The following is a 13,197-nucleotide window of genomic DNA, read 5'->3' as shown; positions in this document are numbered from 1 at the left end:
CTTTCTATTCTTTAGACCTTATTTCGTCACCACACGAAAATCTCTTAAGCGCACACCCACCACTCTTAAAGTAATAAAATACGCAGCCATCGATGCAAAAATTAAAAACAATAGATAGAGCACTCTTTGATGCCAACTCCAATGTATCCAGACACCTAACTGCGGGGTTAACCAAGTCAATACAGCCCAAGTGACGAAACTAGCTATAAATAGCCGCAATAAATAAACGCCCCAACCCTTTTGCAATTGAAACGCTTTACGTCTGATTAAATACCAAGCTAAAAGCCCGGCATTCAAACTTGAAGATAATGAAGTTGCCAATGCCAATCCTGCATGTGCCAAAGGCCATATCAAAATAAAGTTAAGCAGCATATTCGCTATCAAAGCAATTACCGCAACGCGCACTGGGGTTTTTATATCCTGTTGTGAATAAAATCCAGACGCCAATACTTTAACCAACATAAATGCCGGCAATCCAAATGCATAAGCACGGAGACTCCGGCCGGCCATAAACACATCATATGGATTAAAGCGACCATACTGAAATAAGGTAGTAAATAGCGGTTTTGCTAACATAAACAGGCCTATCCCTGCCGGGATGGCTATGACCAGTACACAACGTAATGCCCAATCTAACACGATAGAAAATTCTTGGGCGGATTTATCTGCATGATTACGAGACAAATGTGGCAATACCACCGTCGCTAAAGCCACACCAAAAATACCTAAAGGAAAATAAGTTAAACGATCTGAATAATACAACCAGGTGATGCTACCAGCCGGTAAAAAAGAAGCAAATAAGGTATCGACCAATAAGCTAATCTGCGCCACAGAAACCCCAAACAGCGCAGGAATTAACAGTTTAATCACCCTTCTTACCCCTTCATCATGCCAGTGGAGGGTCGGCCAAACAAATAAGCCACGGTATTTTAGAAAAGGCAGTTGAAATAAAAACTGCATTATCCCAGCAATCAATACGCCTACAGCCAAAGCAACTACCGGCTCATGAAAATGCGGCGCCATCCACACTGCAGCAATAATCATAACCAAGTTTAATAACACCGGGGTAAATGCTGGTACGCCAAACATGCCATAGCTATTTAATACTGAACCATAAAAAGCCGTTAAAGAGATCAACATTAAATAGGGAAAGGTGATACGCAACATGTGCGTCGCTAAGTGAAAGCGATTGGGATCATGCACAAAACCCGGTGCAAATATGCGCGTTAACCAGGGAGTAAAAATCACAGCCAGCATGACCACTAACAGTAACACTAAACCTAAACTACCCTGCATGCGACTAATAAACTGACGCACTTCTTCAAAGCTGCGTTGCTGACGGTACTCCGACAAAACTGGCACAAACGCTTGTGCGAACGCACCTTCAGCAAATAGACCGCGCATGAAATTCGGTATCCGAAAAGCCACGTAAAAAGCATCGATCGCCGGCACCGCACCAAACAATTGCGCAATCAACATATCGCGCAAAAATCCTAAAATGCGTGAAATGGAAGTAATTCCAGAAACCATAGTGGTGGAGCGGAATAGGCTTTTACTTTGACTCATTATTTGTTCTCTTGACTGCATTATGTCGCCAGCGTACTAATCACACCTTCAATGCGACCACTCACCAGCAAATAATCTAACCATAAATTAGTCAGAATTTCCTGAGTACGGTTCTGCACCAGCCGTTCCTCCAAATTCTCCAAATCTATCAGCTCAAATGGCTGATCTTGCCAAGAACAACTGAATACCGCTTTAGTACGTTTACCGGTATCAGGATCAATTTGCCATACCAAGCATTGCGCACAGACTCCCTTTAGCATACATTGCATTGGACCAAACACTGAAGCTTGAAATTTAGTGTCTTTGGTAAAATAATCCTTCAACACGGTATGACATGCCGTCTGCATCAAACGTAACAAGCGATGCTTACCTATAACCAACACACGGTTCACTTTTGCTAACGGAATATCTGGCTCGCCCCCATCTAACGCTCCCATGGCATAACGGCTTAAAGCTGCCATAAAATCCCCTGTTAATGCACGATCTTCTACTCTATTAACAGTTACCGGTTCACCATATTGCGTAACCCAAATAATTTTATCGGCACAACGCTCAAGCTCTTCTTGGCAAAAAATTTCATCACGCGTTTTAAAACCCGCCACATATAACACTTTATTCCCGGCAGCCCGCAAAGCTGGACCTAAAACCAACATCTGCGCAGCACTTAAACGCCCCCCCACGATGAGCACTGTTTCTTGATCCTGCGGAATCTTGGTGCGTACCCCCGTTGGTCCCATCACCGCCATCGGCTGTCCTGGCTTAAGCGTGGCAAATATCCGAGAACTCGCGCCTTGTTCAATGACCATCAGCGACAAAGTGCCTTGGGCTTTATCAACACGTGTCCCAATCACTGCAATCGCCTCCGTCTGCAGCAAAGTATCTCCACTTTGTGCTGCGAAAGTCTCAAAATTTTGTATGCGATAAAAATGACCTGGTAAAAAATTACGCACAGCCAAAGGCGCATGTACTTGTAATTCCACCACACTTGGCGTATGGCGGATAATTTTTTGCACAGAACTAGAAAATTGATAGTTTATTTTTTCAGCAAAACTATGATATTCACGCACATCACCAACTGCTGTGACTCCCGCTCCCAGCACATGCAATATTTTCGGATAAGTGCGCTTGGCTGAAGCAATGGCCTTGACGACACTCCCATGGAATACTGGGTGGGTATCACCTAAAAATGTGACGCGACGACCTGCTTTATGATAACTGGTAAAAGCCCCAAATTCAGCTGTCTTGCAATGCCCTTCAGGATGGATTACCTCCTGCTGACCATTGACATCATAAGCCTGGTATTCAGTACCCTCACGATGAAAAGTGCCGCGATGTTCAAACTCATAAGCAATATTGGGCTTAGCTCCGGTTGCAACAAAAATTGATCGTGCCGGCAGAATATGCTCCTCATCGGACACCACCCATTGCCCTTGTTCATCGTAAATGCGCGACTCACTCACCAGAGCATCTACATGACCATATTGATCCAAGCGCACCACTTTGGGCGTTAAACCTTCTGCATAGTAAATCCCTTCCTCAAAAGCCTTAATCACTTCTTCATGATTGCGGATATAGGCCGGTGACTCACGTAACAGACGTCTATAAGCAATCGTAACCCCACCCCAGGCACGAATTAAGCTGATAAAATCGGGAGCTCGATTAGCACGCGCTGCCGCCTCACGTTCTTGACGTACCTGTCGACCGTGATTAATAAATTCATCAAGTATCTCAAAGCTGTGATCGTCAAACTGTTCCCGCAAACGAGCAGCGCCTAAAATAGCGGTTAATTTCTCATAACGCGCCAGAGTTTTTTCTACCTGAGAAATATAATAAGCCTGAACTTCAGTTGCGGTATCTACCCCAGTTAAACCACCACCAATAATGACCGCCGGCAACCTCACCTGCAGATTAGCCAAACTATTTTGCTTGGCGGCACCAGTCAATTGCAGCGCCATTAAAAAATCATTCGCCTGACGCATTCCCGGCGCCATACTACCTGGCACAGGTAAAGCTTTAGGCAAGCCAGCACCCACCGCAATCGCCATGTGATCGAAACCCAGCTGCCAAGCATCTTCAACCGTTAACGTCCCACCAAAACGCACACCACCAAACACTTGAAAATAGGGACGGCGTCTTAAACTGATATAAATCAGCTTCAAGAAATTTTTGTCCCAACGCACAGTAATACCATATTCAGCCACACCACCAAAACCTGCCATCACCCGCGTATCGAGCGACTCTTTGATATCAGTAAAACGGTACACTGGCTCATGAATTAACTTTTCAGGTAAGGGTTCAATCTTAAGCCCATCAACACCCACCACCGCGCACCCAGCCATCAATAAATGATGCGCCAATGAAAAGCCAGCAGGCCCCATACCCATCACTAAAACTTTTAGACCATTATAGGGTTGCGCCACCCATTGGGCATGGCGTAAGGGATTCCAGCGGGTCAATAAATCATAAATTTCCACCCCCCAGGGTAAAGCCAACACATCCGTTAAGATACCGGTCTCGGTCTGCGGGATATTGACTGGATCTTGCTTTTGATAAATGCACCCCTTCATGCAGTCATTACAGATACGATGTCCCGTGGCTGGACACATGGGATTATCGACCATAATCATCGCCAATGCGGCTACGGTATAGCCATCCTTCTTTAATACATGCATTTCAGAGATTTTTTCTTCTAATGGACAACCGGTTTGCACCTCACCTAAAGGGTTAATTTTAAAACCCTTCTCCGGCTCGCCTTTTTTGACGGGAAAACCCTTAGAACAAAAATCACCGTCTTTTTCATGGCAATACACACAATAGTCAATTTCATCTAATACCTGACGCGGCGTCATGCGAGAATCGGTCAGTTTAAAACCGTCACGCTGGCGGTAATGGGCGGGGTTCCCTTGAATACGTCCGACGGGATCGTCTGCGACTTGCTCCATAGGCACTAACCTGTAATAGTCGAGTTTCTGCGGTAAATGAAAACTCACCCAGCCTCTGACAGCTGCTTTACCTTGGGGGTCAGTCAACGCCCGTATACACCAGCAGGTCAACTGCTCTATTTGCTGAGCGAACTGCTCCTGGTTTTGTAAATAATGCTCACCCAGCTTAGCCACTGCCAACTCTCTATCATCACCGGATTCGCCATGGGCTTTTAATTCAGCGCTCAACCAATTGTCCAGCTCTGCAAAAGCCGGAATCGCTTCCTGCTTTAATAAACGACGACGCGCTTGGCGCTGCACATACCAGTGTTTAAAAGCAAAAATCGGTTGCTGTGATAAGGTCGCACGTGCTGATGCGGCTAATTCCTGTTCAATATTGAATAATTCGGCAATAAACTCCTCTAATAGCGGAGCACAAGCTATTAATAATGCACTGACCGCCGTTGCCGCAAACGGCCGGCTTTGATGCCGATAAGCTAATAAATCTTCGTATAATAAGGGATTTTGCGCACGCAAACGCTCGATGAATTTCGCATCGAGTTGCTTTAACCATTCAGGATTGAATAAATCCTGAAATTGACCATATTTGAGTTTAAGGGGTGGATTCGACATGACACAATGAGACACCGATAGCGGGCTAGTGTCAAGATGTTCGCTAAGTTGACTCCTTAGAATAGGGTATTTTTAAGGGAAATTTGCTAACCCACCTTTCCCCAGAAGTGGTTTAGGCGTACTTTAATGAAAGGACTGAATTGCTGAAGCCAATATTTTCCGTCAAAATGCATTTTTATAGGCAAAACTAGATTTTTTTAATTGAATCCTCATAATTATGGTTTCCTTCTTCAAGGCACCTCCTGAAATCTGGACAAAAACATAATTTTTGAGTACATTCGAAAGTTATAGCGTTATTTTTTGAGTGCACTCAAAATGAGGTTATAGTACCGTTTGACCAACGGGAAAAATATCATTCCATTATTATGTTTTGAGTTTTACTCTTGAATAGACAATAGCCATGAAAAACTCCCTAGCGCATTTACCACCTGACAAACAGCAAGAACTGCATGAACTGGTGCAGCCTATTTGTCAGCTGGCGCAAGTAGAAATGGTTATTTTATTTGGCAGCTACGCCCGCGGCGATTGGGTAGAAGAATTTGCCGATGATGGGATTCATTTTAAATATCAAAGTGACTTTGATCTACTCATCATTGTGGAAACCCACTCAGCTTCAGAACAAGCGCGCATACAGCGGGAAATTGAAAAAGCTATCCGCCCGTTACCTACTGTTAACACACCCATTTCTTTAATTGTTCACGATATTGACTTTGTCAACCGGCGCTTGACGCGCGCGCAATATTTTTTCTCCGAGATAAAAAAAGAAGGGGTGCTTTTATATGATTCTGGAAAATTCAAATTAAGCACACCACGTGAATTAGATACTAAGGAACGCTATCGGTTTGCTAAAGAAGATTTTGAATACTGGTTTACTAGTGCGAACAAATTTTTCAAAGGATTTTCATTTTACTTTTCTGAAAAAGATTATTGTTATGCAGTTTTTATGCTGCATCAAGTAACTGAGCGCTTATATAGTGCAATTTTGCTAGTCTTCACCCGCTATAAACCCAATACCCATAAATTGAAAGACTTAAGAAATCTAGTTAATACACTTGACCCACGTTTCATTAAAGTTTTCGCTTTGTCCACCCCTTACGACCAACGATGCTTTGAATTACTGTGCAATGCTTATGTAGATGCCCGCTATAAACCTAAATTTACCATCACTGAAGAGGAACTTACCTCGTTGTCAAATGAAGTCAATAATCTCATCCAACTAGCTGATAAACTATGCCAGGAAAAAATCCAGAGTTTTTTGTTGGAAGCTAAGGGGTAATTCTCACCACTTTAGAGAATTGCAAGAGCCTCACCCCTTTAATTAATCGTTGGCGCGAAATTCAAGTCTGTCATTCCCGCGCAGGCGGGAACCCATCCAGGGCATTTATTTATATTTTTTTCACAGATTCGATACTTTTATGCTGATGAGTCATCAAATGCCCTGGAAGGATGGGTTCCCGCCTGCGCGGGAATGACACTATTTTTATGTTTCGCGCCAGCGACTAATTAATGAATTTACAGGATTAAATGAGATACTATAGAGTACAAGCATCCATTTGACTTACAATGAGATAGATGTAATACTTAAAGTATAAGTAATACTTTATATTGGAGGTAACCATGCTTTTTTCTACCCTTACTTCGAAAGGTCAAGTTACTGTACCTATCGAGCTGCGGCAAGCATTAGATCTGCATACTGGTGATAAAATAGCATTTGAAGCTTTCGATGATAAGATATTGATTTTTAAAAAGAAAGACGATATCACACAGGCATTTGGTATGTTTCATATTAATAAAAAAATTTCACTTAAAGATATCCAGAAAGCTATAGCCGAGGGATATACAGATGATCGCAGTTGACACTAATATTTTAGTACGTATATTTGTCGATGATTTAGATCATGCGCAAATAGAAAAGGCGAGAAATTTAGCACAAAAAGCCAAACACATCTATATTGCTCAAATTGTATTGGCCGAATTGGTATGGGTTTTAACACGAGCTTACCAATTGACCAAAGCACAAATTTGCTGCATTTTGCAGGAACTTTTGGACAATTCAGCATTTATAATTGAGCAAGAGCAGCAATTTTTAGAAGCATTGATTACGTTTAAAGAAAATAATACTGATTTTTCTGATTGCCTCATTTTAGCCGAAACTAAGGCTGCCGGCATTGAACATATTTATACATTTGATGCCAAATTTTCCCGACTTAAATCGGTAAAAAAACTATAAAACTATACACTTGAAGAATCATTCACCGCAAGCTGGATAAAGGCATAATTTTTTTGAGTGTTCTCAAAATGAATGAATTTCTCTCTGCACCTATCATCGTCCTCTTATTATGATAAAAACAGAGTGATTTTGGGTTTTGCTATTGAATAGAGAACAACCATGAAAAACTCCCTAGCGCATTTGCCACCAGACAAACAGCAAGAACTGCATGAACTGCTGCAGCCTATTTGTCAGCTGGCGCAAGTAGAAATGGTCATTTTATTTGGCAGCTATGCTCGCGGTAATTGGGTAGAAGAATTTGCCGATGATGGGATGCATTTTAAATACCAAAGTGACTTTGATCTACTCATCATTGTGGAAACCCGCTCAGCTTCGGAACAAGCACGCATACAACGGGAAATTGAAAAAGCTATCCGACCATTACCCACTGTAAATACACCCATTTCTCTAATTGTTCACGATATTGATTTTGTCAACCGGCGTTTGACGCGTGCACAATATTTTTTTTCCGAGATAAAAAAAGAAGGGGTACTTTTATATGATTCTGGAAAATTCAAATTAAGCACACCGCGCGAATTAAACCCTAAAGAGCGTTATCGGTTTGCTAAAGAAGACTTTGAATATTGGTTTACTAGTGCCATAAAATTCTATGAAACTTTTCTTTTTAATTTTGAAAAAGGATTAGAGTATTACTCCAATGCAGCTTTTGAACTGCATCAAGTAACTGAGCGCCTATATAGTGCAATTTTGCTAGTCTTCACCCGCTACAAACCCAATACCCACAAATTGAAAGAGTTAAGAAATCTGGTTAACACCCTTGACCCACGCTTCATTAAAGTTTTCGCTCTATCAACCCCTGATGAGCAGCGATATTTTGAATTACTGTGCAATGCTTATGTGGATGCCCGCTATAAACCTAAATTTACCATCACCGAGAAGGAATTAGCCTGGCTGGCAAATGAAGTCAATCATCTCATCCAACTAGCCGATAAACTATGCCAGGAAAAAATCCAGAGTTTTTTGTTGGAAGCTAAGGAGTAATTCTCAATAACTTGGATTCAATAAAGTTGAAAACAGAAGAGCTTGAAAACTTGAGTTCATAAACGGTGACCTCAAGCTAGAAAGAATACCACTATTAAATGCTTCAAAAATCAATATAACTAATTATAGTCTTCATTTGGCCTCCTGGTTATTGATAGTTTATTTTTATAACTATAATTAGTTGAAGCAAAGCACTTTTTATGCTTACATACTACCTGCCTTCAACCACTTTCAACCGGTATAATTATGATGAAGCACAGCAAAAAAAATACCAACTTTGTCAGCAACATCGACTTGTATTTAGCAGAGTTTGACCGAACTCATGCTTTTTCTGCTTCCCAGCAGGCAGAAATTGCTAAATACCAGCGGGTATATGCCTTACGAGATCAACCGTTGACTGCCGCGGAAGCTAAAGATTTAGCGGATGGTAGTGTATAAATCCCATTTTTTGCAAAAAAGCCCATTCACAGAAAGCTAATCCTCGTAGCTACAAGCATCCACTTAGTCACTAGCGCAAAACTCAAAAAATGCAAGTCGTCCCAGCAAAATGCCGAGATCCAGTTGACAGGGAAGTTAAAGTTTTGCTTTCCTGCGGCATGGATCCCAGCATCCCTGCAGGGACGACGTGCATTTTTTGAATTTTGTGCCAACAACTAATAACTAGCTCTCTCCTCTTTAAAAGCCGCCTGCACTAGTTTCATCAGCTCACCCTGGCTATGCAATTCCCCGAGAATATCACTGCCACCTATTAACTCACCCTTGATATACAATTGCGGAATAGTCGGCCAATTTGCATATTGTTTGATACCCTCACGTATTTCATCATCTTCAAGAACATTTACATATAACACATCATCTGGGCTGGCAGAGGTAGCTTTTAAACACTCCTGCAACAGTTTGGAAGCTTTGGAAGAAAACCCACATTGTGGAAATATGGGGGTACCTTTCATATAAAGTACAATCGGATACTGTGCCAATTGTTGTTTAATGCGATCAAAAACAGTCATTTTTTATACCTCATTTGGGAACCAACGTACGCAGCGATAAAGCATGTATCGCACTTTGCATTTTACCCCCTAGTGTCTCATAAACCATACGATGTTGCTCCAGCGTACTTTTATTGGCAAACCCCGGGCAAGTAACGACAGCTTGAAAGTGCGCACCATCCTCCCCTTCAACCTGCGCTTCTGCCCCAGGCAAGCCGCTTTCTATCCACTGTTTAATCTCTGGTGCAGTTATCAAGGATATATCTCCATAGAATATTTGGGCTTATTTTAGCTTATTTCCCGTAAACACGTAAGATTATCTCGACGAAAAATAATTTTCTAGTAAAATATCGGTTTCTAATCCTCTTTAGCAACTACTTACCCCCTTGAAAAAAGGGAGAATACTTTAATTCTGGAGAATCGCGCCATGACCTTCGTAGTCACTGACAGCTGCATACGCTGCAAATACACTGATTGTGTGGAAGTCTGCCCAGTAGACTGTTTCCGTGAAGGTGCTCATTTCCTGGTCATTGACCCTGATGAATGCATTGACTGCAATTTATGCGTCCCGGAATGCCCAGTTGATGCGATTTTTGCTGAAGACGATGTCCCTGAATCGCAAAAGCATTTTATTGAACTCAATGCAGAACTTGCAAAAAAATGGCCGGCCATTACCACTAAGAAGACAGCCCCACCGGATGCCGCAGAATGGGAAGGTAAAACAAATAAATTAGCGACCTTATCTAAAGAAGAATTAGAATAAACCGCCTTAACATCCATCCAGCCACAACTATGCACTGACTGGCAAGGCGGAAGGTGCCTCATTGGTAAATAGCAATACAAAAATGATTGTCGCATTTGGAGCTAGATTGCGCCTGGGTAAGACCCGGGTAAGCTATTGATTTTATTGGTAGGCACGAGTGGGATCGAACCACCGACCACCACCATGTCAAGGTGGTGCTCTACCACTGAGCTACGTGCCTAATTTTGGATTGAAACGCTCCTCCTCATCCTCGTCAACAGTTATTAATTTTGGGTTTTTATCTTCAGTATCTATTGTAAGAGAGCTTTCATTAGTTGACGAACTAGGAGCTAGAGGAGGAGTGCCCTTCGTCTCGCTAAGCTTCACAGGAACCCACTTGCCAAAATACTTTTCATCTAGGTTTGTCTTAAAATCTTTCTCCTGCATATTTGCTGGAGCCTCGTTCTCCTTCACAAATACTAGCGCATATAACTTCAATTTGCCATTAAAAAATCAGGCATATTTTATAATATGAAAAACTCAAGCTTCAATTAAATTTTTTATAGGGTGGTGGCTCATCATCATCCATTTGTTGGTGCTCAGGTCTTTCAGCCCCACAACAAGCTTCTGCAATATTTTTCTGACCCTTTGCAACACAATCCGCTCCAGCTTTTATTACCATCTCTCCAAGACAACAATTACAACATAGTGATGCTGGACCTACAAACACGGAGCTTAAACAACACATAACTCCAGTAGCCACCTGAACTGACCCTAAAGTAGCCAGCCCTACTCTTTCACATTTATCGCCAGACATAAATCTCTCCTAAAAATACCGTTGATTGTTAACTAAGTTTAACAAACAAATAATAACTCCTATTTATTAAAAGAAAATTATGACTATTTAACCCACGGATAATTTAGTACAAAACTGCGCCAAAGCTTTTACACCCTCTTTTAGATCTCGTTCCTGTACGCCAAATGAAAATCTAACAAAACCTTCCTTACCAAAAGCCTCTCCAGGAACCAATGCTACATTCGCTTGTTCCAAAGCCAAGCGACAAAATTCCGGCGAACCCATTTTCTTAATACCCAATTCTTTTAACGAAATAAACACATACAAACCGGCGATCGGCGGATCAACAGAAATTTTAAAATAGGTATTCAATGCAGAGAGCAAAACATCTCTTCTCTTGTGCATCGCACGTCTGACCCAAGTATTCACCTGCTTAGCTTTTGCCAATACTGCGATTGCAGCACATTGGCTAACCTTAGCAACCCCGCTAGTACTTTGGCTTACCAAGGACGTTAGCTGTGAGATTAAATTTTCCGCCGCAAAAACAAAGCCGATACGCCAACCCGTCATAGAAAAATTTTTGGAACAACTTTGAATCACTATCACCCGATCTTGGTATTCGGGAAATGAGCCACAAGAGACATAAAGATCATCTTGATAAGTCAAACCACTGTAAACTTCATCGGAAATAACTAGCAAATCATGCTGTGCAGCAAATTTCAATATAGCAGCTAATTCACGGCGTGAATAAACTGCCCCTGTAGGATTGGTACCACTATTTAACAATAAAATTCTGGTTTTATCAGTATAGGCTTTTTTGATATTAGCTAATGTTAATTTCCAACCATTACCCGGGGTAGTGGGCACGATGACTGGATTACCAGCAAAAATTTGCGTAATCGCCGGATAAGAAACCCAATAGGGTGCAGCAATTATCACTTCATCTTGCGGTTGTAATAATAATTGTAATAATAAATATAAGCCAAATTTTCCGCCATTGACTACTAAGCAATTTTGCGTTTTATACTGACATTGATAACTGTCATTCATCCACTGTGCCGCCAATTGTTTTAACTCAGGCAAGCCAGCAACGGGTGGATAAAATATCTTACCTTGTTCCAACACTGCCAATGTAGCAGCAACAACCTGTTTATGCGGGGGCAAATGCGGTTCACCGGCGCTTAAGTTATAAACTTTAACCCCAGCAGCCATTTTTTGCTGCGCCAGAGAATTAATCATAACGGTAGCGGAATTAATAATGGGTAAAGAATTATTGGCGCTCATTTGCTTTGTTGCTTCCGTGAATAAGTGAAAATTATTTTAAATAGACGTGTGACTAATAACGGTGGTAATCCATGCTGCTCACTTAATTCCTCATAATGCGTTAACAAATTCTCTTCTCTCACCCGATCTTTTATTGGGATATTATGCAAGGCTTTATATTGGCCAATTTGCTGTGTCAGTTTTTGTCGTTGTTTAAGTTTTTCAATGATTGCTGCATCAATGACATCAATTTTTTTACGCAATTGCTCAAGCTTTTGCATGATCGATCGCCTTTTCTATTTGTAACAATTGATGAATAAATTTTTTACGTATTTGCTTGGCATAAGTATTATATTGATGCATATCGAGAAATAACCGCCAAGTATCATTGACTACCATTTTGTTAATATTTAACAAAGCTTGGAAATCCGGCGTAGCCAATTCTTGTGGATGCAAATCTAATGCTGCAAGACCTCTGCCAATATAATGTACCAAAGCTTGTGAATTGGCCATTTGCCTATCATGTTCATCTGGGCTTGAGAGCAATACCTTGAGTCCCATTTCTTCAAAAATATTTTGCAATTTGGTTTGCTGTTGGGCAGAACAACGCACCGGACATAAAACAATTTTGTGATCCTGAAATCCACCCGTGCGTTGCACTGAATCGGGACCAAAAAGTGGGTGAGTTGCAATAATTGCCTGCGTGGGGACAAAGGTTTTTTGCATCACTGTCACTGGGTGAACTTTAACTGAACAGCAGTCCACCACTACAGCTTCCGGTTTTAAAAAAGGTTTGATCTGCTGGCAGCAGCTTTCAAATTCTGAAATCGGCACTAGCAAAAACACCATATCCGCCTGCGCTACTTGCTGTAAGTCTACTATCTGTATCGCGTCTTCTGTAGTTTGTGGATTGAATGCTTTTTCACAAACCATGACGGTTCCAAAAGCGGACAAGGCTTTTGCCCATAACTTGCCAAACCGGCCATAACCTACTATTCCAAATTTCATGTTTGACTCCA

15 protein-coding genes and 1 tRNA gene are annotated in these 13,197 nt (G+C 41.6%); 6 read left to right on the top strand and 10 right to left on the bottom strand.

Going from position 1 to position 13,197, the window contains the following annotated elements; genetic code table 11:
- Positions 1–18 precede the first annotated feature (18 nt).
- Together murJ and VHE99_04415 are read right to left on the bottom strand one after the other, a co-directional pair.
- Positions 19–1,566, bottom strand: coding sequence for a murein biosynthesis integral membrane protein MurJ (murJ, locus tag VHE99_04420; protein HVV68267.1), 1,548 nt, complete (start codon positions 1,564–1,566; stop codon positions 19–21).
- 20 nt (positions 1,567–1,586) lie between these two features.
- Positions 1,587–5,120 carry an FAD-dependent oxidoreductase gene (locus VHE99_04415; GenBank protein ID HVV68266.1) on the bottom strand — a complete coding sequence of 1,178 codons (3,534 nt, stop codon included), beginning with the start codon at positions 5,118–5,120 and terminating at the stop codon, positions 1,587–1,589.
- A 400-nt stretch (positions 5,121–5,520) separates the two neighbouring features.
- Here VHE99_04415 and VHE99_04410 point away from each other — a divergent pair, with 400 nt between their 5' ends.
- From VHE99_04410 to VHE99_04390, 5 genes are all read left to right on the top strand, one after another.
- A complete protein-coding gene (locus tag VHE99_04410; GenBank protein ID HVV68265.1) occupies positions 5,521–6,396 on the top strand; it encodes a HEPN domain-containing protein in 876 nt (291 codons plus the stop codon).
- Positions 6,397–6,737: 341 nt separating this feature from the next.
- Positions 6,738–6,977 carry an AbrB/MazE/SpoVT family DNA-binding domain-containing protein gene (locus VHE99_04405; GenBank protein ID HVV68264.1) on the top strand — a complete coding sequence of 80 codons (240 nt, stop codon included), beginning with the start codon at positions 6,738–6,740 and terminating at the stop codon, positions 6,975–6,977.
- A complete protein-coding gene (locus VHE99_04400) occupies positions 6,964–7,350 on the top strand; it encodes a type II toxin-antitoxin system VapC family toxin (GenBank protein HVV68263.1) in 387 nt (128 codons plus the stop codon). Before VHE99_04405 ends, VHE99_04400 begins: the two co-directional genes overlap by 14 nt.
- Positions 7,351–7,509: 159 nt before the next feature.
- Positions 7,510–8,391, top strand: coding sequence for a HEPN domain-containing protein (locus VHE99_04395; protein ID HVV68262.1), 882 nt, complete (start codon positions 7,510–7,512; stop codon positions 8,389–8,391).
- 246 nt (positions 8,392–8,637) lie between these two features.
- The gene (locus tag VHE99_04390; protein HVV68261.1) at positions 8,638–8,829 is read left to right on the top strand and encodes a CBU_0585 family protein; all 192 of its coding nucleotides are present in this window, start codon (positions 8,638–8,640) and stop codon (positions 8,827–8,829) included.
- A 215-nt stretch (positions 8,830–9,044) separates the two neighbouring features.
- On the opposite strand, the gene grxD is transcribed toward VHE99_04390, so the two are convergent.
- Together grxD and VHE99_04380 are read right to left on the bottom strand one after the other, a co-directional pair.
- The gene (gene grxD, locus VHE99_04385) at positions 9,045–9,398 is read right to left on the bottom strand and encodes a Grx4 family monothiol glutaredoxin (GenBank protein ID HVV68260.1); all 354 of its coding nucleotides are present in this window, start codon (positions 9,396–9,398) and stop codon (positions 9,045–9,047) included.
- A 10-nt stretch (positions 9,399–9,408) separates the two neighbouring features.
- A complete protein-coding gene (locus VHE99_04380; GenBank protein ID HVV68259.1) occupies positions 9,409–9,630 on the bottom strand; it encodes a BolA/IbaG family iron-sulfur metabolism protein in 222 nt (73 codons plus the stop codon).
- 174 nt (positions 9,631–9,804) lie between these two features.
- Here VHE99_04380 and fdxA point away from each other — a divergent pair, with 174 nt between their 5' ends.
- Positions 9,805–10,140 (top strand): ferredoxin FdxA, encoded by a 336-nt coding sequence (fdxA, locus tag VHE99_04375; GenBank protein ID HVV68258.1) that lies wholly within the window; start codon positions 9,805–9,807, stop codon positions 10,138–10,140.
- Positions 10,141–10,285: 145 nt separating this feature from the next.
- Here fdxA and VHE99_04370 read toward each other — a convergent pair.
- From VHE99_04370 to VHE99_04345, 6 genes are all read right to left on the bottom strand, one after another.
- Positions 10,286–10,360, bottom strand: a tRNA-Val gene (locus VHE99_04370).
- Positions 10,351–10,566: a hypothetical protein gene (locus VHE99_04365; protein HVV68257.1), complete on the bottom strand. Its 216-nt coding sequence runs from the start codon at positions 10,564–10,566 to the stop codon at positions 10,351–10,353. The genes VHE99_04370 and VHE99_04365 overlap by 10 nt, the downstream gene beginning before the upstream one ends.
- 100 nt (positions 10,567–10,666) lie before the next feature.
- The gene (locus tag VHE99_04360) at positions 10,667–10,936 is read right to left on the bottom strand and encodes a hypothetical protein (protein ID HVV68256.1); all 270 of its coding nucleotides are present in this window, start codon (positions 10,934–10,936) and stop codon (positions 10,667–10,669) included.
- Positions 10,937–11,023: 87 nt separating this feature from the next.
- Positions 11,024–12,199: an aminotransferase class I/II-fold pyridoxal phosphate-dependent enzyme gene (locus VHE99_04355; protein ID HVV68255.1), complete on the bottom strand. Its 1,176-nt coding sequence runs from the start codon at positions 12,197–12,199 to the stop codon at positions 11,024–11,026.
- Complete coding sequence (locus tag VHE99_04350) at positions 12,196–12,459, bottom strand: chorismate mutase (GenBank protein HVV68254.1); 264 nt, start codon at positions 12,457–12,459, stop codon at positions 12,196–12,198. The genes VHE99_04355 and VHE99_04350 overlap by 4 nt, the downstream gene beginning before the upstream one ends.
- Positions 12,446–13,186, bottom strand: coding sequence for a prephenate dehydrogenase (locus VHE99_04345; protein HVV68253.1), 741 nt, complete (start codon positions 13,184–13,186; stop codon positions 12,446–12,448). The genes VHE99_04350 and VHE99_04345 overlap by 14 nt, the downstream gene beginning before the upstream one ends.
- Positions 13,187–13,197 lie beyond the last annotated feature (11 nt).

It is taken from the genome of Gammaproteobacteria bacterium (assembly GCA_035546635.1).
Taxonomy (GTDB): domain Bacteria; phylum Pseudomonadota; class Gammaproteobacteria; order JAURND01; family JAURND01; genus DASZWJ01.
Note: the sequence above shows the minus strand (reverse complement) of the source record. Positions and strands in the feature narration are given on the sequence as shown.

Excerpts from the sequence above, each read along its gene's own strand:
- murJ (HVV68267.1), bottom strand. The coding sequence starts at position 1,566 with ATGAGTCAAAGTAAAAGCCTATTCCGCTCCACCACTATGGTTTCTGGA.
- VHE99_04390 (HVV68261.1), top strand. The coding sequence starts at position 8,638 with ATGATGAAGCACAGCAAAAAAAATACCAACTTTGTCAGCAACATCGAC.
- grxD (HVV68260.1), bottom strand. The coding sequence starts at position 9,398 with ATGACTGTTTTTGATCGCATTAAACAACAATTGGCACAGTATCCGATT.
- VHE99_04345 (HVV68253.1), bottom strand. The coding sequence starts at position 13,186 with ATGAAATTTGGAATAGTAGGTTATGGCCGGTTTGGCAAGTTATGGGCA.
- fdxA (HVV68258.1), top strand. The coding sequence starts at position 9,805 with ATGACCTTCGTAGTCACTGACAGCTGCATACGCTGCAAATACACTGAT.
- VHE99_04400 (HVV68263.1), top strand. The coding sequence starts at position 6,964 with ATGATCGCAGTTGACACTAATATTTTAGTACGTATATTTGTCGATGAT.
- VHE99_04410 (HVV68265.1), top strand. The coding sequence starts at position 5,521 with ATGAAAAACTCCCTAGCGCATTTACCACCTGACAAACAGCAAGAACTG.
- VHE99_04395 (HVV68262.1), top strand. The coding sequence starts at position 7,510 with ATGAAAAACTCCCTAGCGCATTTGCCACCAGACAAACAGCAAGAACTG.
- VHE99_04405 (HVV68264.1), top strand. The coding sequence starts at position 6,738 with ATGCTTTTTTCTACCCTTACTTCGAAAGGTCAAGTTACTGTACCTATC.
- VHE99_04360 (HVV68256.1), bottom strand. The coding sequence starts at position 10,936 with ATGTCTGGCGATAAATGTGAAAGAGTAGGGCTGGCTACTTTAGGGTCA.
- VHE99_04415 (HVV68266.1), bottom strand. The coding sequence starts at position 5,120 with ATGTCGAATCCACCCCTTAAACTCAAATATGGTCAATTTCAGGATTTA.
- VHE99_04365 (HVV68257.1), bottom strand. The coding sequence starts at position 10,566 with ATGCAGGAGAAAGATTTTAAGACAAACCTAGATGAAAAGTATTTTGGC.
- VHE99_04350 (HVV68254.1), bottom strand. The coding sequence starts at position 12,459 with ATGCAAAAGCTTGAGCAATTGCGTAAAAAAATTGATGTCATTGATGCA.
- VHE99_04355 (HVV68255.1), bottom strand. The coding sequence starts at position 12,199 with ATGAGCGCCAATAATTCTTTACCCATTATTAATTCCGCTACCGTTATG.